The organism is Methylococcus sp. EFPC2 (assembly GCF_016925495.1).
GTDB lineage: Bacteria > Pseudomonadota > Gammaproteobacteria > Methylococcales > Methylococcaceae > EFPC2.
In genome coordinates this window covers 3,523,832-3,548,658 of record NZ_CP070491.1, presented here as the reverse complement: position 1 = coordinate 3,548,658, position 24,827 = coordinate 3,523,832, and the positions used below count along the sequence as shown (strand labels likewise).

Genomic DNA, 24,827 nt, shown 5'->3' with positions numbered 1-24,827 from the left:
CCCAACCTACATGCTATTAACCCGTTCGCTGAGCGGAGTCGAAGCGAACGGCCCGCGCGGTCGGCTGGCTTCGGCTCCGCTCAGCCATGCGGGAACGACCCTTAACTAAACGGCATTGGGATGCGGGGGCACAAGTTCGATGGATCGGGCCATCCGGAAACGCATATTCCGCAGTCGTTCCACTTCTTTCGAACAGGCGCTCGTCACACGATGACTCACGACAGGCGTTTATCGCTTGGGCTGTGCAGGGCTCGCAATACCGCTCGCGCACCTTCGAAGTCGAACTGATAAATTCGGCGCGCGAGTTCGTCGCCGGGCCAGCCCTGGGCGTCCATCAGGGGCGCGACGCTATCGTGAAAGATGACGACGGCCGCGGTGTCGCTCTGCGCCAGGGAGAGATCGAGCTCGTCGAGCGCGCGTCTCAGGGCTTCCGGGTCGGGAGGGACCGACGCCGGGAGGGTGGGCGTGAGGGGGAGCGCACCCGCCAAGGCGGCGAGTTCGCTCGCGATGGCGTCCAGATCGGGATCGAATAGGCCGCGCGGCGGGCGTTCGGCCCCCGCCGACCGCAGCGCGGCTTCCAGGCGCGCCGCCGCTTCCGCAAGACGCTCGACGCCCAATGTGGCTGCGCTGCCTTTGAGGGTATGAGCCAGGTGCCGGGCGGCGTCGTGCTCGCCTTCGTCCAGGCGCGACGACAGCCGGGCAGGATCGTCGGCATGAGATTCCACGAACTGCTTCAGCAAATCCAGATAGTGGCCAGCATCGCCGTGCAGCACCGCCAGACCTTGCGCCGTGTTCAAGCCGGGCAGACCGGCGAGGCGTTCGAGATCCTCCGTGCGGACCGTGTCTTTTTTCCGATCGGGTGCCGAGTCTTGGGCCGCGCCCATAGCGGATCCCCGACCGGCCCCGGCAGGCATCCATTTCAGCACGGCGCTATAAAGCATCTTGGGGTCCACCGGCTTGGCGATGAAGTCGTTCATACCGGCGGCTGCGCAGGCACGACGATCGTCGTCGAAGGCATTGGCCGTGAGCGCCAGGATGGGAGTGGTTTCCCTCCCCGGCAGCGCGCGGATGGCGCGGGCGGCTTCCAGTCCGTCCAGGACGGGCATGCGCATATCCATGAGAATCAGGTCATAGGCCCGTTCCCGCGCCTTTTGCACGGCCTCCCGGCCATCGGCCGCGGTGTCCACCCGCAGACCGGCGCCGTGCAGCAGCTCTAGCGCAACTTCGCGGTTGATGGCGTTATCTTCCGCCAGCAGCAGGTGCGCACCGCCGTGTCGCGCACGCAATTGCGCCTCGGCGTGTTCGGCGCGCGTGACCGGCGTGGCGGGCATGTTGCTCCGGCCACGCTGCAGGCGGGCGGTGAACCAGAACGTGCTGCCCACGCCGGGCGTGCTCTCGGCGCCGGCATCGCCTCCCATCGCTCGCGCCAGCCGCTGCGTGATGGCCAGTCCCAGGCCGGTTCCGCCATGTTTCCGGGTTATCGACGGATCGGCCTGCTCGAAAGCCTCGAACAACCGCGCCAGCGTGCCGGGCTCTATCCCCATGCCGGTATCGCTGACTTCGAAACGCACCACGAGATCGTCGCCGTCGCTTTCCAGCAGGCGGGTGCGCACGGCTATGGAGCCCTTGTCGGTGAATTTGATGGCGTTGCCGACATAGTTGAGCAAGGCCTGACGCAACCGGGTGGGATCGCCGCGCAGCCAGAGGGGCACGCCGTCCCGGTCGAGCTCGATCCCGAGCCCCTTTTCTCCGGCCGATTCGCCGATGATGGAAACGACCGGGTCGAGTATGGTCGAGAGATGGAAATCGGTGCATTCCAGTTGTATCCGACCCGCCTCGATCTTGGAGAGGTCCAGGGTGTCGCTGATGAGGGCCAGCAGGTGCCGCCCGGCCTTGTCGATCCGGTCGAGACGTGCGGCCTGCTGCGGCGAGACGCCGGCACGCCGCAGCAGGTAGGTGAGGCCGATGATGGCGTTCATGGGCGTGCGTATCTCATGGCTCATGTTGGCCAGAAAGGCGCTCTTGGCCCGGTTGGCGGCTTCGGCCTGCTGCCGGGCGGCGGCGAGTTCTTCGGTGCGCTGCGCCACCAGTTCTTCCAGATGGAGCCTGTGGCGGTCGAGCTCCGCGCCAAGACGCTTCTTTTCGGTGATATCCTCCTTGATCGCGACGTAATGGCTGATGCAACCGTCCGCCTGGCGCAACGGGGCGACGATGGCGAATTCGACGAATTCGCTGCCGTCCTTGCGGCGGTTGTAGAACTCGCCCTTCCAGGCGTCGCCGCGTTTCAGCGCAGCCCACATCGTGGAAAAATTCTCTCGTGGCGTCCTGCCCGAGTTCAGTATGCGCGGGTTTTTCCCCAACATCTCTTCGCGGCGGTAGCCCGTCGCCCGCACACCGGCATCGTTCACGTATTCGATCCGCCCGTCCGCATCGGTGATGACGATGCTCTCCGGGCTTTGCTCCACGATCAGCGAGAGTTTGCGCAACCGCTCCTCGTCGACTTTGCGGTCGGTCTTTTCCAGCGCGACGCCGCGCAAGTGCACCGCACGCCCGGCGGCGTCGAATTCGAAGCGCCCGGTGACGGCGAGCCAGTGCACACTGCCGTCCGGCCAGACCACGCGGAACTCCCGTGCGAATGACGGGCGATTGCGTCCTTTTTCGGCGAGCGCCGCCTGGACACCGGGCAGATCCTGCGGATGGATGCGTCGCGCGAGCGCTTCGTAGGTGCCGCGGAACTCTCCCGGCGCGAAACCCCACAACGTTTCGTGTCCTCTCGACCAGACGATACGGCCGCGGGCAAAATTCCAGTCGAAGGTGGTCATGCGGGCGGCATCGAGGGCCAGGCGCAAGCGCTCCTCGCTCGCCCGCAGGGCGGCGGCGGCCCGATGTTGCCGGGTGATGTCGCTCGCGATGCAGAACAGACCGACCACATTGCCTGCCCCGTCGGACAGCGGGCCTTTGGTCGCCAAAAATACGCGCTCCCCGTCTGCGGTGGTGACCGTCTCCTCGTAACTGCCGATGCAGTTGGCCGCAATCACCTGCCGGTCGTTGGCGCGGATGGCCGCCGCCTGACCCGGCGGGAAGATTTCAGCATCTTTGCGGCCCAGGATCTGTTCGGCGGATTTGCCCATGCGCCTCGCCGTTTCCCGGTTGACCAGGAGGTAGCGGCCGTCCAGGTCTTTCGCAAAGATGGCGTCGGTGGAGCTGTCGACGATGGAGCGCAGCAGCTCATGGATGCGCGCATTTTCCGTTTGTGCGTCGCGCTCGTAGCGGGAGGCGCAGAGTATCTGGGCGAACAGGCGTCGGCTGAACACATACAGCAATAGCGAGGTGACGGCCACGAATACCCAACCTTTCACGGTGCTGGCAAGGAAGATCAGTTCGCGATCGTCGAACAGCCAGATCAGGGCTTCGTCGGAAAGCCAGATCCACACGCTGGCGAAACTCGCATAGGCAAGCACCAGCCAGCGCGCGGGATCGCCGCCGCGGCCTCCCTTTCCCGCCCGGCTCATGAGCGCTTCCGGTATCCGGCCGCGAGCGAATGCGGTGAGCTGAGGTGGCCGTACCGCCCGGCGCGAGCGCCAAAAGCCTCGCCGGGATCGGCGACGAAGCGCGTGCCGCGCCCGGCGACGATGGGCACCGCGACCGGGCCGGTCGGCGGGGCAAAATCCCGGTGTGTTTGCGCGGCTGCTACAGCATCGTCCATCATCGTCGCCTTCCTCGTTTGGGCTCCCTCGGCCTGGGGTGAGATCATAGCGAAGCCTCGCCGCGCTGGAAATCGGCGCGCGGACCACGGGTTTACCAAGCTTTACGTATCCTTTACTCCCGTTAACGCGCATATCCGCCAGACTAGCGGCCCGCCGACGCTGGCTCCGGCAGCCAGCCGCAAGACCGGCCCCCCGGCCGCGGAATCCATACCACAGGAATACGAGTGACGAGGACACCTTTTCAGCGACAACGATCCCCGACGCGCGCACCGGCCTTGCGCACGCTTCGCCCCTTACGATGGATGGCCACATGCCTGTACCTGTTCACCGCCAGCGCCTGCGTCATGGGGCCAGGCAGGCTCGACCCCGAGGCAGCGGCGGAGGCCGTGGAGCGATTTACCGCCGAAGGCGGATATGCTCCTGCGCAACACTTCAAGACCCAGTCCGTCCTGGAAACCTGGCGACATGGGCAAACCGCCCTGTCCATTTCGCTGCTGGCACCCGAAGGACCGGGGCCTTATCCCGTGGTCGTCTATCTGCCGGGGATGGGGGAGGATGCCGACTCCGCCCCGCTGTGGCGGCAGGCCTGGGCCGGGGCGGGCTACGCAGTCTTCGCCGTGCAGGCGGTCAGCGCGGCCGACGCACTCAAGGCCCTGGGCAAGAGCCCGCGCACCGAACTGAGGGCGGTCGGCCGCCAGCAATTTTCGCAAACCGCGCTGGAAAGCCGCCTCACGCATCTGGGCTGGGCGCTGGACGAACTCAAGCGCCGGGCGCAGTCGGGGCTATCACCCTATTCCTCGCTCGACACGAGCCAGGCCGTCGTGGCCGGATACGACCTCGGCGCCCAGACCGCGGCGGTTCTGGCCGGCGAAGCGGTGAAGGCGAAAATACCCGAATTGCGCGGCTGGACGCTGCGTGGCGCAATCCTACTCAGTCCTTCCGTGGACCTGGCCGCGGGAGGACTCGCCAACCGCTTCCAGGATATCGCGATGCCCCTGCTCGCGGTCACCGGCACGGAAGACGACGATCCCTACGGCATCAGCTCGCCTTCGCTGCGCTCCGCCCTTTGGCAACATGCGCCGGCCGGCGACAAACACCTGCTGCTGCTGCGCGACGCCAGGCACACGCTATTCGCGGGACACTGGCCCGGCGCGGATCCCCGGACGATGCGGCGGCAGGGCGGTGCGAAAGAACCGGGAGGATCCGCCGAAGACGACGGCCAAACGCAATGGCCGGACGATGACGCCGAGGACGATACGCAAGAAGGCGGCGGCCCCTTCGGCACCGGAGGCGGGCCGGGTGGCTATGCGGGCGGGCCGAGGCCGAAGCGCCGCACGGACCAGCGCAAGGAACAGATTCGTCAACTGGCGGTGGTGCGCAGCGTCAGCACCGCTTTTCTCGACGCCACGCTGCGGCACCGGCCCGACGCCCGACTATGGCTGGGTCGGCCCGCCGCGCGCTGGCTGGGAAAGCTGGGCACGCTCCGATCCAAATAGTTCCGCCCGGAGTGCGGGGCGGGCGCTCCGCTCGCGGGGCCTGACGCCCCGCGAATTTTTCACCCGTTTATGATCCGCCGGCGACTCAGAACTCCGTCCACTCGTCGTCGCTGGCGATGGGCGGTACCTTGAGCGGCTTGCCGGCGGTGGGCTTTTTCGGGGTGGCGAACCGGGCCTGGGACGGCAGGGCGTGGCGGGACGCCTGAGGCCGGGCGGGCGGCAGCTCCGAATAGCCTTCCAGATGGAACTGCGCCACGTTTTCAGCCAAAGCCGTGGCCTGTTCTTCCAGGGACTCGGCCGCCGCGGCCGCCTGCTCCACCAGCGCGGCGTTCTGCTGCGTGACATCGTCCATTTGGGTAATGGCCTGGTTGACCTGCTCGATGCCGGAACTTTGTTCCACCGAGGCGGCGGCGATCTCCGCCATGATGTCGGTCACCCGGCGCACCGAGGTGACGATCTCGTCCATCGTGCGGCCGGCTTCTTCCACCAGCTTGGCGCCGTCGTCGACCTTGTCCACCGAATTGTTGATCAAGGCCTTGATTTCCTTGGCCGCCGCAGCGGAACGCTGGGCCAGGTTGCGCACCTCCCCGGCCACCACCGCGAAACCGCGGCCCTGCTCGCCGGCACGGGCTGCTTCGACCGCGGCGTTGAGCGCGAGGATGTTGGTCTGGAAGGCGATGCCGTCGATGACGCTGATGATGTCGACGATCTTGCGCGAACTTTCGTTGATGTCATGCATGGTGCCGACCACCCGCTGCACCACGTCGCCGCCGCGTTTCGCGACGTCGGACGCCGCCACCGCCATTTGATTGGCCTGGCGGGCATTGTCGGCGTTCTGCCGGACGGTGGACGCCAGCTCTTCCATGCTGGAGGCGGTTTCCTCCAGGCTGGAGGCCTGTTCCTCCGTGCGCTGCGAGAGGTCCGAATTGCCCATGGCGATTTCCTTGGCCGCCGTGTTGATCGAATCGGTCACCTGCTTGATGGCGATGATGGGCGCGAGCAGGGTATCGAGGGTGTTGTTGACGCCTTCGATGATGCGGCGGAAATCGCCCTGGTGCCGGCCGGCATCGGCGCGCGTCTGGATGCGTCCATCCACGGCCGCCTGCGCCAGCATGCCGGCGTCGTCGATGAGGGCGTTGATGGCATCGATACAGGTGTTGAGGTTGTTCTTGAAGGTGTCGAAATCACCGTGGTATTTGTCGGTGATCTTGGGCGGCACGTCGCCGTGAGCGATGCGATCCACATAGTTGGAAGCCACGTTCAAGGGGTTGATCACGGCATCCAGTATCAAGTTCACCCCTTCGGCCGTCTTGCGATAGACGCCATGCGGCAGGGGAATGGCTTCCACGTTCATGCGGCTGTTCAGGCGCCCCTTCATGACGCCGCCTATCATCTTGGTTATCTCCTGATCGAAAGAGTCCTGCGGGGTGCGGTCGAACCATTCCACCGCCGTGCCGAGGCGTTGTCCCTTGGCATCGACGATGGGATTGGCCGTGAGTTCCAGGCTCAACGAACCCAGCGACAATTTGGTCGTTATCGAGCTGTTTTGCGCAGCGAGCAATTCGCCCTGGTGCCCGGGGTCGCTGTGGAACTGGTCGATGCTGGAGCCGAGGAGGCGGTCGGCCGAGAAGCCCGGATAAAGGGTGCGCAGCCGGGGCTCCAGATCCTTGAACATGCTGGTCGCCGACGGATTCATGTAAGTGATGCGGCGATCCGGGTCGGCCACCATGATGCTGGTGCTGACGGTTTCCAGCGCCGTTTCCAGTATGTGGGTGCGCTTTTCGACTTCGTCGAATACCGTGCGATCGTTCCATTCGACCACGGTACCCAGGCGTTTGCCCTTGTCGTCGCGCAAGGGGTTGGCCGTCAGCGCGAATTTGCGCGGCCCGACTTCGATGCGGGTGTGATAGGACGAATTCAGGTTCGCCAGCAGATTCCGCTGATGAGACGGGTTCTTGTGGAAGCTGTCGATGTTGACCCCGATCAGATTCCGGGCGGTGAAATGCGGCAGGACTTTGCGCAGATCGGCCTCGCTCTCTTCCATCAGCCGCCGGCCGTATTGGTTCATGTAGACGACATTGAGATCGGCGTCCGCGATCATGACGTTGGCCGTGACGACGTCCAGGGCGGCGAGCTGGCGCTGATCCTGCACCAGGGACTTGCGCAGCTTGTCGAGCGCCTGCATCAAGGGCGCGTAACGGTCGCGCCGCTCGCTGTCGATGCTCACGTCGAAATCGCGCTGAGCCAGCTTTTCCACGATGCGCACGGCCTCGTCGAGGCGGTCGGAAGAGAATAGTTTGCCGAATATCAAATTGGGGACGGTCATGGAGGGCTCCATTTATCTTTATTAGGGGCGCTGCTCGAATCGGGATTTACACGCAATGCCCGCCGTGCGGATGGGGGTCGCGGGTCGGATACCCGGCCGGTCCCGAATCCGACTATGCGGTAAGTGCGCTCGACGGCGCCCATCCTTCGGCTGCGGCATGCAGGAGCGGAAAGTGTAGTCCCTCCGCAGCTTTCGTCACGGTCTCGGGCCTGCGGTCGACTTGCCCGGGAACGATGGCGTAGCATGATGTCCGGTAAACCCTGTGCCTCCCCACGGTCCATGAGCCCAACTGCCCGTGCCACCCTGTTGTCGAGTCTGCTGCTGCACCTGGGAATGTCCGCCGCCATGGACGGAGCCCCGTTGAAGCTGCCGGACGACGACCGGCTATCCATCGAGTCATCCCTGGGCCGGGGCGTGGTCGGCGCGGAAATCGACGCGCCCGTGATCGACGAGCCGGGCCGCTATTTCCCGCTTGCTACGACCGCGAAATCGTTTCGTATCGTGCGGGGGCCGCAGGTCGGAAAACCCCAGCGCTACCGCATTTTCCAGACGCCGCTCCAGTCCGACTGGGCCGGATGGCGTTATGAAGCGGGCGACGACGAGGTGGGATATCTGCAGCGGCTGGGCGACGGCAGCCTGGCGATCTCGGGCGTGGAAGACCACCGGACCCGGGCGGTGACCCGTTACGACCCACCCGAACCCTTGCTGCCCAAGGCGATCGCACCGGGCGAGCGGCGCCGGATCAGGATGGCGGTGAACGTCTACTCCGCGGGTGACTTATCCGAGGTGATACACCGCGGCGTGTTGACGGTCGATTATCACTATCTCGGCGCCTGCCGGCTGGTGGTGCCCGCCGGCCGCTTCGACGCGATCGTGGTGAAATCGACATTCAGCGGGCGGGTCGGCCCGGCCAGGCTCGAAGACACGCAATACCGGTTTTTCGCGGCGGGGATCGGCCTGCTGGCCTCCATCGAAAGCCGCCACGTCTCCGCATTCTGGATTTACCAGTCCGACGAGGAGAGCGCCAAGGTGCTCGAACGCGTCGGCCCCTGAGCCGGCCGGAGCGCACCGACGCATGGGCGAGACCGAACACGTCGCCCGCCGCGGCGTCCGATACGAACCTATAAGCCGGAAGGTATCGGGGTGTTTTCCCAGCCGCCGCCCAAGGCTTTGTACACCGCCACTAGCGCGGTAGCCGTGGCAGTTTCGCTCAGCGCCAGCCTTTCCTGGTCCTGCAGCAGGCGCAGCTCGGTGTCCAACACCGTGAGGAAATCGCTCACGCCGTCCTGAAAACGCAGATGCGCCAGTTCATGGGCCCGCTGGCTGGCCTGGGCCGCCCGCGCGAGGAGGTCGCGCCGCGCGCGCTGCCGGTTGTAATTGACCAGGGCGTTCTCGGTTTCCTCCAGCGCATTGAGCACCGTTTGCTCATAGAGCGCGAGATTCGCTTCGGCGCGGGCGTCCGCCGCCTTGATGCCGGCATAGACCCGTCCCAGATCCAGCGCAGCCCAGCTGATGCGCGGTCCCACCGAATAACTGTCGGAGCCCGCGCCGCCCAAGGCCGACAAGGTGGTGCTTTCCAGCGAGAGACTGCCGACGAAGCTGACGCGCGGGAAAAGGTCGGCGGTGGCCACGCCGATCTGCGCGGTGGCGGACGCCAGGCGACGCTCGGCGACCCGGATGTCCGGACGGCGGCGCAACAGGTCGGCTGGATTGCCGATTTCTATGGTTTCCGGCCCGCCGGGCATAGCGGCAGGCGGGGCAAGCCGGCTGGTCAGCGCGCCGGGCGCCTGGCCGGTGAGCACGCCCAGCCGGTGGATGGCCTCCAGCACGGCGGCTTCCAGCGGCGGGATGGTGGCCCGGGTGGTGTCGAGCTGGGCCTGCGCCCGCGCGGTGTCGAGTTCGGTACCCCGCCCCGCTTCCAGGCGCGCCTCGGTCAGCTTTAGCGTCTCGGCCTGATTCTCGGCATTCTTATGCGCCACCGCCAACTGGTTCTGCATGCCTCTCAGCGTGAAGTAATTGCGCGCGACCTCCGCGATCAGGCTGACCGTCAGGTCCCGCAGGCTGGCCTCCTCGGCGTCGACCTCGGCTCCGCGCGACTCCACGTTGCGCCGTACCCGGCCGAAAAAGTCGACTTCCCAGAACGCGTCGAAGCCGGTGTTGTATAGCTTCAGCTCGCGCGGCACGAAAGCCCGGTTGTTCAGCGCGGCCATGCTGCGCTTCTGTTCCGTGTAGTTGGCGTGCGCCGTGACGGTCGGCAGCAGGTCCAGCCCGGCATCCAGATAAAGGGCCCGCGCCTCGCGCAGATTGGCCATGGCGGCCCGGAGGTCGCGATTGTTCTTCAACGTCTGGTCGACCAGTTCGACCAGTTCGGGATCCTTGAACAGCTTCCACCAGGCTACTTCCACGCTCCGCGCCGAAAACTCGGGCTGGGCCGCCTGGGTGAATGCGGAAGTCCCGGTTTCCGCCGCCGGCGGGCGATAGTCAGGCCCGACCGCGCAGGCCGACAAAAGGGCCGTGGCCAGCGCCGCGACGATCGGCCTCAGGTGGATGTAAGACGGAGTGGTGATGGGGCTCATGGCTTGACCTCCGCATGCCGAGAGTGTTTGAGGCGGGCCTGGCGGCGCTCGACCAGGGCCTGGATCACCACGTAGAACACCGGGGTGAGAATCAGGCCGAACAGGGTCACGCCCAGCATGCCGCTGAACACCGCGGTGCCAAGGATCTGCCGCGCTTCCGCCCCCGGACCCTGGGCGTTCACCAGAGGAAACACGCCCATGATGAAGGCGAACGAGGTCATCAGGATGGGCCGCAAGCGGGTGCGCGAGGCCTCGATGGCCGCCTCGTGGCGGCTGCGGCCTTCCTCGCTGCGCCGCTTGGCGAACTCGACGATGAGAATGGCGTTCTTCGCCGCCAAGCCCACCAGCAGGATGAATCCGACCTGGGTGAAGATGTTGTTGTCCATACCGCGCAGCCATATCCCCGTCATGGAGGCGAGCAGGCACATGGGCACGATGAGGATCACTGCGAACGGCAGCGACCAGCTCTCGTATTGCGCCGCCAGGGCCAGGAACACGAAGACCACGCTCAAGGGGAAGATCAGCATGGCCACGTTGCCGGCGAGGATCTGCTGCAGGCTGATCTCGGTCCATTCGAAATCGAAGCCCGGCGGCAATTCGGCACGCGCCAACTTTTCCATGGTCGCGATGGCCTGGCCGGAACTGATGCCGGGCAGCGTGGCGCCGTTGATCTCGGCCGTCGGGTACATGTTGTAGCGCATCAGCTTGTCGGGCCCCGTGATTTCCTGGACGTCCATCAGCGATCCCAGCGGCACCATGCCGCCTTCCGCGTTGCGCGTCTTCAGCTTGGCGATGTCGGCGGCGCCCATGCGGAAAGCGGAATCCGCCTGCGCCGTGACCTGGTAGGTGCGGCCGAAGCGGTTGAAGTCGTTGACGTAGAGCGAGCCGAGATAGATCTGCAGGGTTTCGAATATCCCGCTCAAGGGCACGTCCATGGCCTTGGCGCGGGTCCGGTCCACGTCCAGATAGAGCTGCGGCACGCCGGAACGGAAGGTGGTGAACAAGCCCACCATGCCCGGCTGTTGATTGCCCGCGGCAATCAGCTCGTTGGTCGCCTGCTGCAAGGCCTCGATGCCGGCGTTGGAACGGTCCTGCACCTGCAGCTTGAAGCCGCCGACCGAACTCATGCCGCGCACCGGAGGCGGGGCGAACACGGCGACGTAGGCGTCCTGCACCTGCGACAGGCGTTGCTGCAGTTTCGCGACGATGGCGTCCGCATGCAGCTCGGGCCGGCCGCCGCGGTTCTCGAACGCGTCGAGCCGCGCGAACATGGTGGCGACATTGGACTGGCTGGCGCCGGTCAAGAGCGACCAGCCGGCATAGGCGTTGACGTGGGTGATGCCCGGGGTGTCCAGGATGATGCGGGTCGCCTGCTGCACCACCGCGTTGGTGCGTTCCACCGAGGCGGCGTCCGGCAGCTGGGTGTAGAGGATCAGATAACCCTGATCCTGCTGGGGGATGAAGCCCGTGGGCACTTTTTCAAAAGCCAGGAAATTCAGTCCATTGAGCCCCACGTAGAGCACCAGCACCACGGCCGCCATGCGCACCAGGCGTCCGACGAGACGCGAATATCCCGAGCTGAAGGAATCGAAGAATCGGTTGAAGCCCTTGAAGAACCAGCCGAACAAGCGGTCGATGATACGCGTGAGGCGGTCCGGGTCATGGTGGGCACGCTCCAGCAGCAGGGCGCACAGCGCCGGGCTCAGGGTCAGCGAGTTGAAGGCCGAGATCACCGTCGACACCGCGATGGTCAGCGCGAACTGCTTGTAGAAAGCGCCGGACACGCCGACGATGAAGGCGGTGGGCACGAAGACCGCGACCAGCACCAGGGCGGTGGCGACGACCGGCCCCGTCACCTCGCTCATCGCCCGTCGGGTCGCCTCGCGGGCGTTTTCGCCCAGGGCCATGTGGCGCTCGACGTTCTCCACCACCACGATGGCGTCGTCCACCACGATGCCGATGGCCAGCACCAGGCCGAACAGCGAAAGCGTGTTCAGCGAGACCCCCAAAGCCGCCATCACGGCGAAGGTGCCGATCAGCGAGACGGGCACCGCGATCAGGGGAATCACGCTGGCGCGCCAGTTCTGCAGGAACACCACGACCACCAGCACGACCAGCAGGATGGCTTCGAACAAGGTCTTGACCACCGCCTCGATCGACTGCTTCACGAACACCACGGTGTCGTAGACGATGTTGTAGTCCAGCCCCTCGGGGAAGCTCGCCTTCAGCGTCTTCATCGCCGCCTCGACGGCCTCCTTGGTCTCCAGTGCGTTGGAGCCCGGCAACTGGAAGATCGCGAGCCCCACGGTGGGCTGCCCGTCCAGATAAAGCGCGGACGAGTAATCCTTGGCGCCCAGTTCGATGCGCGCGACGTCCCTGAGACGCGTGACCTCGCCGTCGGCGCCGGTCTTGATGACGATGCCGGCGAATTGCTCCGCCTCCATCAGCCGCCCCAGGGTAGTGACGGTGTACTGGAAATCGATGCCGGCCTTGGCGGGCTGCTGGCCGACCACGCCGGCCGCCACCTGCAGGTTCTGCTCGCGCAATGCGCGCACCACGTCGGAGGCGGTCATATCGCGTGCGGCGATCTGCTCCGGATCCAGCCAGACCCGCATGCTGTAATCGCGCGCGCCGAAGACCAGGATATCGCCGATACCGGGCAGACGCGCCAGGGCATCCTTGATCTGCAGCGTGGAGTAGTTGCTCAGGTATACGCTGTCGTAACGCTGGTCGGGCGAAACCAGATTGACCACCAGGCTCAGGTCGGGGCTGCGCTTCTTGACGTTGATGCCCTGCCGGCGCACCTCCTCGGGCAGCTTCGGCTCGGCCAGGGCCACGCGGTTCTGCACCAGCACCTGGGCCTTGTCGATATTGGTGCCGGGCTTGAACGAGATGGTCAGCGCCATGGTGCCGTCGTTGGTGGACTGGGAGGACATGTAAAGCATGTCCTCGACGCCGTTCACCTCCTGCTCGATGGGCGTCGCCACCGTTTCCGTCACCACCTTGGCATTCGCGCCGGGATAGACGGTGCTCACCACCACGGTCGGCGGCGCGATCTCGGGATACTGGGCGATGGGCAGGGCGAACAGCGCGAGCCCGCCGACCAGGACGATGACGATGGACAGGACCGAGGCGAAGATCGGCCGGTCGATGAAAAAATGCGTGAATTTTTCCATGGGAGTTCGACCTTATTGCTTGCCGGCTTCGGGCGCGGCGGTCCGCTCGGCCTGCACGGCCGCGCCGGGCCTGAGTTTCTGTATGCCTTCGGTGACCACCCACTCGCCCGGCTTCAGCCCCTCCTTGATGACCCTGAGCCCGTCGATCAGAGGGCCCGGAACGACCGTGCGCGACTCGACGTGTTGGTCTTCCTTCACCACCCAGACGAACTTCCGGCTCAGGTCCGCGGCGACGGCGCGATCGGGCAGCAATACCGCCTGGAAAGGCGCGCTGCCGGGCAGCCTGAGGCGGCTGAACAGCCCCGGGCTCAACAGGCCGTCGGGATTCGGAAACAAACCGCGCAGCGTCAGGGTGCCGGTGGCCGCGGTGAGGCGCGGCGACTCGTAATCGATGACCCCCGCATGGGGGAAGCCTTGCTCGTCGGCCAGCGCCAGGTTCGCCGGCTTGCAGCCCTTGGGACCGTCGGCGCAGCCGGCGGCGGACAGCCGGCGGTATTTCAGGGCGGAACGCTCGTCCACGTCCACGTAGACATAAACCGGATCGGTGGACACGATGAAAGTCAGCAGCGTGGCGTCGGCCCCGCTTCCCTTGACCAGGTTGCCGGCGGTGATCTGCTCGCGCCCAACACGCCCGGCGATGGGCGCCCGGACCTCGGTGAATTCCAGGTTCAGGCGGGCGGAATAAACCTTGGCTTCGGCCGATTGTTCGGCGCCGGCGGCTTCGGCGAGTCCTTTGCTGCGCGCGTCGTATTCTTCCTCCGAGATCGCCTTGGACTTGAACATGTGTTCCGCGCGCTTCAGGTTGTTGCGCGCCAGCTCCAGCCGGGCCTTGGCCTGCGCCAGCTCGGCCTGGGCGAAGTTCAACTGGGCGCGGAAGGGCCGGGGATCGATCACGAACAGCAGGTCGCCTTTCTTCACCCGGTCGCCAGCCTTGAAGTTCACCTTCTCCAGATAGCCGTCAACCCTAGCGCGCACGTCCACCGCCTCCACCGCCTCGATGCGGCCGGGATATTCGTCCCACTCGACCACTTCGCGCTGTACCGCCTGGGCGATCTTGACCGGAGTGGGCGGCCTGGCTCCGCCGTCCGTTTGCGCCGATGGGCCGCAACCGGCGAGGATGGGCAGAACCGCCGCGGAAAGCAGCAGCCGTCGCAAGCTCCTCGCACCGTGCATCGGGCTCATGCCGCGCGCCGGTCCGCCGGCGGCGGATACATCCGCTCGCTGCCCTGGCTTGGAGCTTGCTTCTATCATCTTGGTCATAATTCCGTTCTCCCCTGCGGCTAGGCCAAAGTCTTCAAATAAAATGGTAACATATCGTTTCATTTAATTATAGCGAGGATGTTTTGCAAAACGACGTGAAAAAGACGACTCGTCCGGGGCGGCCCCGCAAAGGCGAGGAAACGGTACGGCGCGACCAGTTGCTGGATCAGGCCATGCAGTTGTTCGCCGAACACGGCTTCGGCAACTTGAGCCTGGAAACCGTTGCCCGCGAGGCGCAAGTTTCCCTACGCACCATCTATAGCCAGTTCGGCGGCAAGGAGGAGTTGTTCGGCGCGGTCATCCGCAGGGTGAGCGATGAATTCGTCGCCAACCTGCCTCTGCATAACACGACTGCGGATACGCTGGATGAGGTTTTGGTGAACTTCGGCTGCTTTTATTTGAACAGGATCACCCGTTCGGCGTGCATCTGCCTGCGCGCCCAGATCATGGCCGAGGCCCACCGGCTGCCGGAATTTGCCGCGGAGTTTTACCGCAACGGCCCGGAACGGACGCTCGAACGGCTAACCGAATTTTTCGCGGCCGAGCAGCAGGCCGGCCGCCTCGTCGAGGGCGACGCGCGCTTCCTCGCGGGGCAATTCCTCAATGCGCTGCGCGGCGAACGCTTTCACCGCCAGCAACTGGGACTGGAAGCCTGTCCCACGGAAGCGGAAACCCTGGCCTGGGTCAGGCTCGTGGTCCAGCACTTTCTGCACGGCTGCCTGCCGGCGGACGCCGTTCCATGACGACCGGTGCGGCCACTCCCCCCGGGGGCTGGGCTTGCACGATACGCTCAGGCGGGGGCCGTGGTGGGCAGCTTGAAGGTGAACATCGCGCCGCGCCCCTGGCCGCTCAGCACTTCTATCGTGCTGCCATGGAGTTGGAGTATGCGCTGGGTGATGAGCAGCCCCAAGCCGCCCCGCACTCTTCCCGGCGTGCGGCGCAAGGGCGAATGGCGGTCGAACAGGCTGGCGAGATGCTCCTCGGCGATGCCGCTGCCGCTGTCGGAAACCCGCACGATCACGTCATTCGGCCGGTTCGCAGCCAGTTCGATGCGCACTTCGCCGCCTTCGGGCGTGTGGTGCAGGGCGTTGTCGATCAAGTTGCTCAGCACGCGCTCTATCATCCCGATGTCCCCGTACACCAGGGGAATTCCCTCCTGCCGCCATGAGGCGTTCATGTGGATCCGCTGGCCGCGCGCACGGAGTTCGAATTTCTGGATGACATCCTGGATCAGCTCCGGCAGGGAGAAACCCTCGACGGCCGGCCTGACTTCCTCGCATTCCAGCTTCGCCAACTCGAACAACTCCTGGGCCAGATGGGCCACCCGCCGGCTCTGGCGCACGGCCACTTCGAGATAACGCTGCTTTTCGTCGGCTGAGAGCTGATCGGACTTGCGCAGCAAGGTCTCCAGATAGCCTTGCATGGAGGTCAGAGGCGTCCGAAGATCGTGGGACACGTTGGCGACCATTTCCCGCCGCTGTTCGTCCTGCGACCTAATCTGGCCCATCTGCACCGCGATGCGTTCCGCCATGCGGGTGAATGCGCCGGCGAGCCGGCCGATCTCGTCCTCGCTCTCCCTCACCGGCCGGTCGAACCGCAGACTCCCGGCAAGGTCGGCGTCGTCGAACGCCGTCACCGTCCGGGTCAAAACATCGAGCCGGCGGGTGATCGCGGAGAACAGGCCCAATCCCACGCCCAGGGTCAGCAGCAAGGCCCCGGCCCCCACCCACAGGGCGATCTGGAATACATGTCCCTGCCAGACATCGGCGGCGAGGCGGCGGTAGTCGTCGCCGCTCAACACGATGTAGAGATAGCCAACCGTTTCTCCCCGCTCGGAGATAGGCGCGGTGCTGAATATTTCGCGTGTGCCCGGATTGCGCGGATTGTCGCCCTGCAGGGGCAAATGCGAACCGGCCAGAAACGCGCGTATGGGCTCCAAAGTGACCTGCTTGAGCTGCACCTTGCCGGGCGGCGCGTCATAGGCCAGGATGGCGCCGCCCGCATCGAGCAGATAGAACTCCACGCTGGGATTCACCACCATCAGCATGTGGAACAATTCCGTCGCCGCCTTGTGGTCGACGCGGCCGCCTTTGAACAAGGGCCACTGCTCGGCGATATGTGCGGCCAGCCCGTGGCTGATCCGCTGGACGATTTCCTGCTGGTGATTTTTCGCCGCCACCAGGTCCAGCCCGCCGCACAAGCCTCCGAACAGCAGGATCAAGGCGGCGAAAGTGAGCGCGATGCGGCTGTAGAGCGAGCGGAATCTCATGCCCGCTCCTCCGTGCAATCGGCAAACTTGTAACCCACGCCCCACACGGTCTGGATGAATTCCGGCCGGGCCGGATCGCGCTCGATCTTGGCCCGCAGGCGGTTGATGTGAGAATTCACCGTGTGTTCGTAACCGTCGTGCGAATAGCCCCACACGCTGTTCAGCAAGGCGATGCGGGTAAAAGTCTTGCCGGGATTGCGGGCGAAAAACAGCAGCAGTTCGAATTCCTTGAGCGTCAGCGCGACCGGCTGGCCTGCCAGCGACACCGTGTAGCCGGCCGGATCGATGGTGAACGGACCGCAGGCCACGACCCCCGTCTGCGCCTGCGCTTCCCGCCCCAAGGCTTCGACGCGCCGAAACAAGGCGCGTATGCGGGCGACGAGTTCGGGGACGGAAAACGGCTTGGTGAGATAGTCGTCCGCGCCCAGTTCCAGACCCAGCACGCGATGGGTTTCCGTCGATCGGGCGCTGATGATGACGATGGGCTGGTAGCTGGGCATGCGCCTGACCTCCCGGCAGATCTCCAGGCCGTCGATGCCGGGCAACATCAGATCCAGAACCAGCAAGTCGTAGCGTCTATTTCGCAGCCGTTGCAAACCCTCCACGCCGTCGGTCGCGACTTCCACGGCGTAGCCTTCGTCCCGCAGGTTGATGTCCAGCATGTCGCCGATATCGGGGTCGTCTTCGATGACTAGGATTTGTTTCATGGCACAGGTATCGGTCTGATTCGGGTCGCTCCGATTATGTGCAAGCCGGTCCACCAGCTCCAGTCACCTTTATTGACCCGTCCGTGCCGAGTGGCTGATTTTCATCCGAGCACCATGAACCCGCCCGGATGCCGGCCGGTGCGACCGGCTGGGTCGTTCACTGGCCGTCGGCATCGACGTGCTTCGGATAGCCAGACCCGAGAGCGGGCGCCGTGACCCGCTGCTCCCTGCGGGAAAACCGCCCGGTTTTCATGGCCGGGCAGGCTCGCATCAAAATACGCCACTCAGCTCGTGGCTGGTCCGGATTTGCGCCGGAACAGCGCGAGCGCCGAAAACGCGCTGCCGAACAGCCATACCGCGGCGGGCACCGGCACCGCGGAGACGGCGCCGATACGCAGCAGGGGCACGTCCGAGCCCGGAATACCGGTGAAATCGTAGCCCGCCGGGGTGGCTCTTCCGGCATAGACCGAGAAATCGCCGTTGGCCGTAATCACGCCATTTTGCGCCGGACTGTCGGCGGCGTTTGAACCGACCAGGAAGGCCGCTCCCGTCGGCCCGTCGAGTTCCGTGCCGGCATCCCAGATAGCGTCGCTTCCGTCCTCGAAAACCCCGCCCGTAAACTGGCCGCTGCCATTGAACAGCTCGATCTCGACCGGGGAGTTATTGCCGAAAAAGCGGTCGTTGGACGGAACGACCATGGCGAAATAGCTGAGGTAGCGATGTTTCACGGGATCGAGATCCAACGTGACGCTACCGCTGCCGCCCGGAAGGAAAATGCCGGGACCGAAGCCGTTCGTGGTCGAGGTCACCGTGCGGCTGAGGCCGTCCGGGCGGGCAGCGGCGAACTCGGTCGACAAACCCGCGCCGTTACCGAATTCGGCGAGAGCTTCTATCGCCGGCGACGCCGACGAGCCGGGATTGAAGGGGTCGAATGATCCATCGTGGAAGGCCACGAAGAACGGACTGAATGCCGGCCCGCCGGCACCCGAAAGGTTGGTAATCGAAATCGTCACACTGGCCGCATCGGCCCCCGTTGATGCGGCGAGCATCCCCGCCGTCATCAAAGCGGTCAGCTTGTGCTTATTGAATTGCATCGTGTATCTCCTTCATGTGGTGTGCCCCATGGGCGATTTCATTGTGCGAACGAAAAGATCACGAAGTCGTCACGAAACAATCACTATTGGGTCTCTGGCTTCCGGAGATCCCGCGTCCTGGCCTACCCGCTCATTCGAATTTGCGAGACAGCATCGGCGAGAGCGGCACCGATTTCGGTCGGATGAAGCCATGGCCGGCAGAACCCGCGCGCGCAGCAAGGCGCCCGGCCGGGCATTCGGCGAGCCAGGGCATACGCCTGTCGAACCTCGCCCCCTGTTATATGGTGCAACCGAGCCGGCAAAGCATCCTGCTCGGCTTCGGGCGGACTTCGGGCCGTGGTCTGAATACGGCGGTTTCGGCCGTCACCGCGGCATTGCAGTCGAGTGCCCCGGGATTTAGCGGATAGATATCCGCGCCGGCTGTCTGAATGGTGGATGCTTCACGGGGCTCGCGCCTCGGGAGCATCGTTCAGATCCCATCCGCCGCCAAGCGCCCGGTATAGAGACACCAGCCCGACGGAAACCGCGGTGTCGGCCTTGATAGATTCGTCATACATATCCAAGCGGATGTGCTCGGCGTCGAGTACCGCCAGAACGTCCGCCACGCCGCGCTCGAAGAACGCTTGGGCGTGGCGATGGGCGGCATCGGCCGCGGCTTCAGCCTGAGCGGACTGTTGCTGTCGCTGCTGCGACGAGCGAAGAGCAACGTATGCGTTTTCGACATCCTCCAGGGCCAAGAGAAAGGTCTTCTCGTAGTTGGCCGCCGCCTGCTCCAGCTTGGCATCCTGTGCCGCAATGTGAGCGCGTATTCGACCGGCGTTGAAGATCGGCGCCGAAAGCCCGGCACCGAGTGCGTAGACGGTTTCCGCCAAGGTCGGCATACCCCCGGTGGCCAATGTGCCCAGACCTCCGCTGGCGGAAAGGACCACTTTGGGGTACAGGTCCGCCCGTGCCGAGCCAAGGCTGGCCGCCGCCGCGTCTAGCTGGGTCTTAGCCAGACGCATGTCGGGTCGTTGATCGAGCAAGGCCGACGGTAATAGATTGGGTATCGTGGGTAGGGTCGCAAGTCGCCTGCCAGTAAAAGCCAAACGGGTATCCCGTTGCTCCGGTGGCTTGCCCGTCAGCACCGTCAGTCGATGCGTCAGCGCCGCGATCGCGTTGTCCAGTGCCGGAAGTGTGGCCTCGGTTCCATACAACAAGGCCTGCTGCCGCGCGACCTCCCATTCCGTGGCCCTTCCGGCCTGGGAGAAGGCACGGACCACCTTTAAGCGTTGCTGCTGCAGATCGATGCGTCGCCGAAGATTTTCTGCCCGCGCCTGCGTGCCCCGCAACTCCAGATAGTTGGTGGCAACTTGCGCCAGGACGCCCACGAGCACGGAACGCTCCGCTTCCCGGCTACCCTCGGCCTGCGCGCTTACCGCCTCGGCCTCCAGTTGCCGCCCTCCGAACAGGTCGACCTCCCAGCGTGCCGCCAGTCCACCGCTGATTAGGTTGCCAGCCGGAGCGATGAGTTCGACCCCGCGTTGGCCGGGGACGGCGAACACCCGATCCAGACTCTTTTCCCGCCCCCCTGATCCGGAGATTTCGAGGCTGGGATACAAGGCCGATTCGGCGATGGTGATCATCGACTTGGCCTCACGCACTCGCGATTTCGCGATCTTGATATCGTGGTTGGCAGCGAGCGCGTCGGCAATCAAGGCGTCGAGCACGGGATCCCGAAACCCCTTCCACCATGAGGACAAGGCCCATGGATCGACCGTCGTCGGGGTATCTCCGGATTGACTGTAGTGGGGGACAGCCGGCAATGGCAGCTTGTTGTCCACGCGGGTGGGGGTACATGCAGTTAAAGCGACGATCACCGGAATGAGCAACGGGGCTGGAACCGCAAGTATTTTCATAGCTCCTCTCCGGCGGGCATGGCGATGATTTCCCCCGCGACGGGGTTGCACTGGAGTTGCGGCGACTGTGGGCCGTCAAGGGGCAGGTGCTCGACTCGAAACCAGAGTGCGTACAATGCCGGCAGGAAGAACACCGTCAGCACGGTGGCCACGGTCAAGCCGCCCATGATCGCAACCGCCTGCGGGCCGAAGAAGTCGTTGCGGGACAGCGGCACCATGGCCAAGACCGCCGCCGCCGCGGTAAGCATGATGGGCCTGAAGCGGCGCACGGTTGATTCTAGGATCGCCGTCCAGGAGTCCAGACCGGCTTTCTCGTCCTGTTCGATCTGATCGACCAGTATCACGGAGTTGCGCATGATCATGCCGGCCAAGGCGATGATGCCCAGCAAAGCGACGAAGCCGAAAGGCGAATGGAACAACAGCAGGGCAAACGCCGCGCCGATGACGCCCAGAGGCGCCGTGATGAACACCAGGAAGGCGCGGGACAGATTCTGCAACTGCACCATGAGCAGAATCAGCGTGGCGACCAGTACCAGGGGAATCCATATCAAGATGGATTTCTGCGCGAGCCAGCTGTTTTCCTTTGCCGCACCCACTTCGATGAAATACCCCGGCGGCAGTGACGCCTGAATGGCATCGAGCTGCGGGATGATCTGCGCCGCCACGTCGGGAGCCAACATGCCATCGACCACATCGGCGCGCACGCTGATGGCGGGAAAGCGGTTACGCCGCCAGCGGATGCCGTCTTCGAACACGAGTTCGGTCTTGACCAATTGCGACAGGGGCACCGATCGCCCGGTGGACGTCTGCACCGAGACGTCCGGGAGTTCGTGGGCGGCAACCCGATGCTCCGGCAAGGCGCGCCAGACAATATCGATCAATTTGTCGGCTTCGCGAAACTGCCCCACCGGTGTGCCGCTGTAATGCATCTGCAGGGTTTGCGCCAGTCCTAGGCTGCTAACTCCGAGCGCTCTGGCCTTGTCCTGGTCCAACGAGAGCCGCAGCGAAGGGAGTTGCTCATTCCAGTCGTCGTTCACATCCACGGTGTTGGGATTGGCGCGCACCACGGCGCTCACCCGATCGGCGATGTTTCTCACCACCTTGGCGTCTTCGCCTAAGACCCTAAACAGGATGGGATACTCCAGCGGTGGCCCGACGTCCAGGCGCATGGTGCGGCCACGTACCTGGGGAAAATCGCTTGCAAAGGCTTGCCGAAGCCGCTGTATGACACGCTCGCGCGCCGTACTGTCCTTGGTCATCACCACGAATTGAGCCAGATTAGAATGGTTGAGCTGTTGGGTGATCAGCAGAAAGAAGCGCGGACTCCCTCCGCCCACATAGGCCGCGTAGTGTTCGACATCCACATCCTTGGCAAGCACGGTCTCGAGTCGTTTAGCCGCCGCCTCGGTTTCGGCGAAGGAACTGCCTTCCGGCAACCACATGTCCACCATCACTTCAGGGCGATTGGAGAGCGGGAAAAACTGCTGGGGAACGCAGGTCAGGGCGAACACACCCACGGCGAACAACAGCGCGGTGCCGACCACGATACCGAGGCGATGATCCATGCACCAGGCCACCCAGCGCCGCAAGCGATGGTAGAAAGGGGTATCGAAATAGTCGTGCGGGGATTCGCTTTTAGGCTTCACCTTGAGCAGCCAGTGGCCCAGATAAGGCGCGAAGATCACCGCGCCGAACCAGGACAGGACCAGAGAAATCGCAACCACTTGAAAGATGGCCACCGTATATTCGCCTGCTTGCGACTTGGCCAGACCCACCGGCAGAAATCCGGCGATCGTAATCAAGGTACCTGTCAGCATGGGAAACGCGGTAACCGAGTAGGCGTGCGTTGCCGCCTGGATGCGTTCCCAGCCGTCGTCCAGCTTGCGCGCCATCATCTCGATGGCAATCATGGCATCATCCACCAGCAGCCCGAGCGCCAGGATCAGAGCGCCCAGCGAGATGCGGTGCAGGCTGATGCCGAAAATCAACATGCAAACCAGCGTGCCCGCCAACGTCAAGGGGACAGTCAGAGCCACCACCAAGCCAGTCCGAAAGCCGAGACTCAGAAAACTGACGATCAAAACGGCGGCCAAGGCTTCAAAAAACGTCCGCAGAAACTCGCCGATGGCGCGCTGCACCACACGGGGCTGATCGGCCACCTGTTCGATGTCCACGCCCACGGGCAGCTCGGCCCGCAGGCCAGCCATGCTGGCAGCCAGGGCCCTGCCCAGCCGCAGGACATCACCGGTTTTGTTCATGGTAACGCCCAGTCCTATCACGTCCTTGCCATTGAAGCGCATCTTGTATTCGGGAGGATCGGCGTAGCCGCGGCTTACCTTGGCGAAATCGGCGATCCGCAAAGTACGACCCTCGATGCGAACGGCCGTATTGGCAACGCTTTCCACCGAATCGAACTGGCCGGTGATGCGGATCGGCAGATTACGCTGCGGCGCCACGATGAGCCCCGCGGGGGCAATAGCGTTCTGGCTCTGCAATGCCTGAGCTACGGTGGAAGCGCTCAGGCCTAATTCGGCGAGTCGTTTGTCGGAGAACTCCAGGTAAATCTTTTCCTCCTGTGTCCCGATCAAGTCCACTTTCTCTACATCCTTCACACGCAGCAGTTGCTGCCGCACCGATTCGACGATTTCCTTCAAACCGGCGTAACCGAAGCCCTCACCGGAAAAGGCATAGATAACGCTATAGGTGTCGCCGAACTCGTCGTTGAAGTAAGGGCCCAGAACGCCCGACGGCAATGTCGGGGCGATGTCGCCCACTTTTTTTCGCACCTGATACCAAAGTCCCGGCACGTCCCGAGCGGGAATGTCTTCCCGTGGCGTGACGAAGATGACCGACTCGCCGGGCTTGGAATAACTGCGGATGTAGTCCAGATTGGGCAGCTCCTGTATCTTCTTCTCCAGGCGATCGGTCACCTGCTGCTCCACTTCCAGCGCGGTCGCTCCGGGATAAAGCGTCTTCACCACCATCAGCCGGAAGGTGAATTCCGGATCTTCCCCTTGGCCCATCATCAGGCAAGCAAAAACGCCGCCACATACGAGTAGAACCAGGCACAGACTCGTAAAGGATCGATGCCTGAGCACCCACTCGGTCAGATTGAACTGTCTCATGGCTGCGGGTTCCCCGGCTGGTTCTCCTGCGGGACCACGGTACTCTCCTTCGGCAAGCGCACCTTCTGTCCCTCGGCCAGGCGCTGGACACCCGCCGTCACGACGATTTGCCCAGTAGCCAGTCCGCTCACCTCGATCCGCTCGCCGGCGACATTCCGCCCCACGCTCACTGGAACAGATCTGACCGTTTCTGTAGTGGCATCCACCAGCCACACGCGGGGCTGTTGTGGATCGGTCTTCGGGGAAAAAATCGCCGACAGCGGTATGGCGCGGTGAGCCGTACCCGCCACGGGTACTTCAACCGTCGCGGTCATTCCCAAGCGAACCTGCTCCTGACCCTCCACAAGCGCGACTTGTACCCGGTAGGTGCGGGTGGTCGGATCCGCCGCCGGCGCAATTTCGCGCACCTTGGCCCGATACCGTGGCCGGCCGTCCGACCAAAGCGCCACGAAGACCTCTTGCGCGAGCCGTATGTCACCGATGCGTTGCTCGGGAATGTCGATAGACACGTCTTTTTCGTCCAATTGAGCAAGTCGGGCGACCGGCTGTCCCACAGCAACCACATCGCCAACCTCGACGTTCAAGTCGGTGATGGCGCCATCCCGTTCGGCCAGCAACTCGGTGTAGACCAATTGATTCTTGGCCTGCCCGAGCTGCGCCTCAAGCGCCGCTACCCGCTCGCGTGCCGCGGTAGATGCAGTTTGATGACGATCAAACTCCGGCGGACTGATGAGATGTTGATCGAGCAACTCCCGGTAACGGGCGAGATCGCTGCGATTGAAATCGCGCTCTGCCCGCGCCGAAACCAGTTGTGCGTTAAGGCTCTGGATAGCCAGATGGTAATCATCGGGATCCAGACGGGCTATGGGTTGACCTTTGCGAACCCGGCTGCCGACATCGACCAGCCGCGCCGACAACTTGCCGGCGACCCTGAACGACAAGACCGTCTCGCGACGTGCTTTGACTTCTCCGGCGAAACTGGCTAGTGCCTGCGGCCCCTGATCTCCGACGCGAAACGCACGCACCGGGCGCGGCGGGGATGCCTGCTCTCCCTGATCGGCACAAGCGGCGGCCAGCAAACCCACCAGGACCAACGGTATGAACCTGCCGATCAATGTCGTTTTAACCCGGCATGTTTGAAGTTGTGGAGGCCTCATCGTGAATTACCTTAAGACTGAAATGCGCCAGGTATG

At 64.3% G+C, this 24,827-nt stretch carries 15 protein-coding genes; 3 read left to right on the top strand and 12 right to left on the bottom strand.

All coding sequences use genetic code 11. The annotated features are described in order from the left end of the window. Window positions 1-215: 215 nt before the first annotated feature. The gene (locus tag JWZ97_RS15170; RefSeq protein WP_205430928.1) at window positions 216-3,512 is read right to left on the bottom strand and encodes a PAS domain S-box protein; all 3,297 of its coding nucleotides are present in this window, start codon (window positions 3,510-3,512) and stop codon (window positions 216-218) included. Next, window positions 3,509-3,709 carry a hypothetical protein gene (locus tag JWZ97_RS15165; RefSeq protein WP_205430926.1) on the bottom strand — a complete coding sequence of 67 codons (201 nt, stop codon included), beginning with the start codon at window positions 3,707-3,709 and terminating at the stop codon, window positions 3,509-3,511. Before JWZ97_RS15165 ends, JWZ97_RS15170 begins: the two co-directional genes overlap by 4 nt. 300 nt (window positions 3,710-4,009) lie before the next feature. Between JWZ97_RS15165 and JWZ97_RS15160 the strand changes: the two genes are divergently transcribed. Further along, window positions 4,010-5,203, top strand: coding sequence for a hypothetical protein (locus tag JWZ97_RS15160; RefSeq protein WP_205430924.1), 1,194 nt, complete (start codon window positions 4,010-4,012; stop codon window positions 5,201-5,203). Window positions 5,204-5,288: 85 nt separating this feature from the next. On the opposite strand, the gene JWZ97_RS20255 is transcribed toward JWZ97_RS15160, so the two are convergent. Continuing rightward, entirely contained in the window at window positions 5,289-7,529 is a 2,241-nt protein-coding gene (locus JWZ97_RS20255; RefSeq protein WP_205430922.1) for a methyl-accepting chemotaxis protein, read from the bottom strand. Window positions 7,530-7,808: 279 nt separating this feature from the next. Here JWZ97_RS20255 and JWZ97_RS15150 point away from each other — a divergent pair, with 279 nt between their 5' ends. Beyond that, a complete protein-coding gene (locus JWZ97_RS15150) occupies window positions 7,809-8,582 on the top strand; it encodes a hypothetical protein (protein ID WP_205430920.1) in 774 nt (257 codons plus the stop codon). Window positions 8,583-8,650: 68 nt separating this feature from the next. Here the strand turns inward: JWZ97_RS15150 and JWZ97_RS15145 are convergent, their stop codons facing one another. From JWZ97_RS15145 to JWZ97_RS15135, 3 genes are read right to left on the bottom strand one after another with little or no spacing between them, the layout of a single operon-like run. After that, window positions 8,651-10,105: an efflux transporter outer membrane subunit gene (locus JWZ97_RS15145; RefSeq protein WP_205430918.1), complete on the bottom strand. Its 1,455-nt coding sequence runs from the start codon at window positions 10,103-10,105 to the stop codon at window positions 8,651-8,653. Next, the gene (locus JWZ97_RS15140; protein ID WP_205430916.1) at window positions 10,102-13,281 is read right to left on the bottom strand and encodes an efflux RND transporter permease subunit; all 3,180 of its coding nucleotides are present in this window, start codon (window positions 13,279-13,281) and stop codon (window positions 10,102-10,104) included. Before JWZ97_RS15140 ends, JWZ97_RS15145 begins: the two co-directional genes overlap by 4 nt. 12 nt (window positions 13,282-13,293) lie before the next feature. After that, on the bottom strand, window positions 13,294-14,541 hold the full coding sequence (locus tag JWZ97_RS15135; protein ID WP_240342368.1) for an efflux RND transporter periplasmic adaptor subunit: 1,248 nt from the start codon (window positions 14,539-14,541) through the stop codon (window positions 13,294-13,296). A 95-nt stretch (window positions 14,542-14,636) separates the two neighbouring features. Here JWZ97_RS15135 and JWZ97_RS15130 point away from each other — a divergent pair, with 95 nt between their 5' ends. Further along, window positions 14,637-15,284: a TetR/AcrR family transcriptional regulator gene (locus JWZ97_RS15130; protein ID WP_240342367.1), complete on the top strand. Its 648-nt coding sequence runs from the start codon at window positions 14,637-14,639 to the stop codon at window positions 15,282-15,284. Window positions 15,285-15,331: 47 nt separating this feature from the next. Here JWZ97_RS15130 and JWZ97_RS15125 read toward each other — a convergent pair whose 3' ends face one another. The 6 genes from JWZ97_RS15125 to JWZ97_RS15100 all read right to left on the bottom strand — a co-directional run bounded on the left by JWZ97_RS15125 (window position 15,332) and on the right by JWZ97_RS15100 (window position 24,749). After that, the gene (locus JWZ97_RS15125; RefSeq protein WP_205430914.1) at window positions 15,332-16,810 is read right to left on the bottom strand and encodes a HAMP domain-containing sensor histidine kinase; all 1,479 of its coding nucleotides are present in this window, start codon (window positions 16,808-16,810) and stop codon (window positions 15,332-15,334) included. Next, window positions 16,807-17,517: a response regulator transcription factor gene (locus JWZ97_RS15120; protein ID WP_205430912.1), complete on the bottom strand. Its 711-nt coding sequence runs from the start codon at window positions 17,515-17,517 to the stop codon at window positions 16,807-16,809. The genes JWZ97_RS15125 and JWZ97_RS15120 overlap by 4 nt, the downstream gene beginning before the upstream one ends. 284 nt (window positions 17,518-17,801) lie before the next feature. Further along, window positions 17,802-18,611, bottom strand: a complete 810-nt coding sequence (locus JWZ97_RS15115) for a spondin domain-containing protein (RefSeq protein ID WP_205430910.1) — start codon at window positions 18,609-18,611, stop codon at window positions 17,802-17,804. Between the two features lie 440 nt (window positions 18,612-19,051). Next, a complete protein-coding gene (locus JWZ97_RS15110) occupies window positions 19,052-20,509 on the bottom strand; it encodes an efflux transporter outer membrane subunit (RefSeq protein WP_205430908.1) in 1,458 nt (485 codons plus the stop codon). Beyond that, entirely contained in the window at window positions 20,506-23,634 is a 3,129-nt protein-coding gene (locus JWZ97_RS15105) for an efflux RND transporter permease subunit (RefSeq protein WP_205430906.1), read from the bottom strand. The genes JWZ97_RS15110 and JWZ97_RS15105 overlap by 4 nt, the downstream gene beginning before the upstream one ends. Beyond that, window positions 23,631-24,749, bottom strand: coding sequence for an efflux RND transporter periplasmic adaptor subunit (locus JWZ97_RS15100; protein WP_240342366.1), 1,119 nt, complete (start codon window positions 24,747-24,749; stop codon window positions 23,631-23,633). The genes JWZ97_RS15105 and JWZ97_RS15100 overlap by 4 nt, the downstream gene beginning before the upstream one ends. Window positions 24,750-24,827: the final 78 nt, after the last annotated feature.

What these genes read in the sequence shown, in the direction of transcription:
- JWZ97_RS20255 (WP_205430922.1), bottom strand. Translation starts at nt 7,529, where the DNA reads ATGACCGTCCCCAATTTGATATTCGGCAAACTATTCTCTTCCGACCGC.
- JWZ97_RS15170 (WP_205430928.1), bottom strand. Translation starts at nt 3,512, where the DNA reads ATGAGCCGGGCGGGAAAGGGAGGCCGCGGCGGCGATCCCGCGCGCTGG.
- JWZ97_RS15120 (WP_205430912.1), bottom strand. Translation starts at nt 17,517, where the DNA reads ATGAAACAAATCCTAGTCATCGAAGACGACCCCGATATCGGCGACATG.
- JWZ97_RS15150 (WP_205430920.1), top strand. Translation starts at nt 7,809, where the DNA reads ATGAGCCCAACTGCCCGTGCCACCCTGTTGTCGAGTCTGCTGCTGCAC.
- JWZ97_RS15110 (WP_205430908.1), bottom strand. Translation starts at nt 20,509, where the DNA reads ATGAAAATACTTGCGGTTCCAGCCCCGTTGCTCATTCCGGTGATCGTC.
- JWZ97_RS15105 (WP_205430906.1), bottom strand. Translation starts at nt 23,634, where the DNA reads ATGAGACAGTTCAATCTGACCGAGTGGGTGCTCAGGCATCGATCCTTT.
- JWZ97_RS15125 (WP_205430914.1), bottom strand. Translation starts at nt 16,810, where the DNA reads ATGAGATTCCGCTCGCTCTACAGCCGCATCGCGCTCACTTTCGCCGCC.
- JWZ97_RS15160 (WP_205430924.1), top strand. Translation starts at nt 4,010, where the DNA reads ATGGCCACATGCCTGTACCTGTTCACCGCCAGCGCCTGCGTCATGGGG.
- JWZ97_RS15145 (WP_205430918.1), bottom strand. Translation starts at nt 10,105, where the DNA reads ATGAGCCCCATCACCACTCCGTCTTACATCCACCTGAGGCCGATCGTC.
- JWZ97_RS15135 (WP_240342368.1), bottom strand. Translation starts at nt 14,541, where the DNA reads ATGACCAAGATGATAGAAGCAAGCTCCAAGCCAGGGCAGCGAGCGGAT.
- JWZ97_RS15165 (WP_205430926.1), bottom strand. Translation starts at nt 3,709, where the DNA reads ATGATGGACGATGCTGTAGCAGCCGCGCAAACACACCGGGATTTTGCC.
- JWZ97_RS15140 (WP_205430916.1), bottom strand. Translation starts at nt 13,281, where the DNA reads ATGGAAAAATTCACGCATTTTTTCATCGACCGGCCGATCTTCGCCTCG.
- JWZ97_RS15115 (WP_205430910.1), bottom strand. Translation starts at nt 18,611, where the DNA reads ATGCAATTCAATAAGCACAAGCTGACCGCTTTGATGACGGCGGGGATG.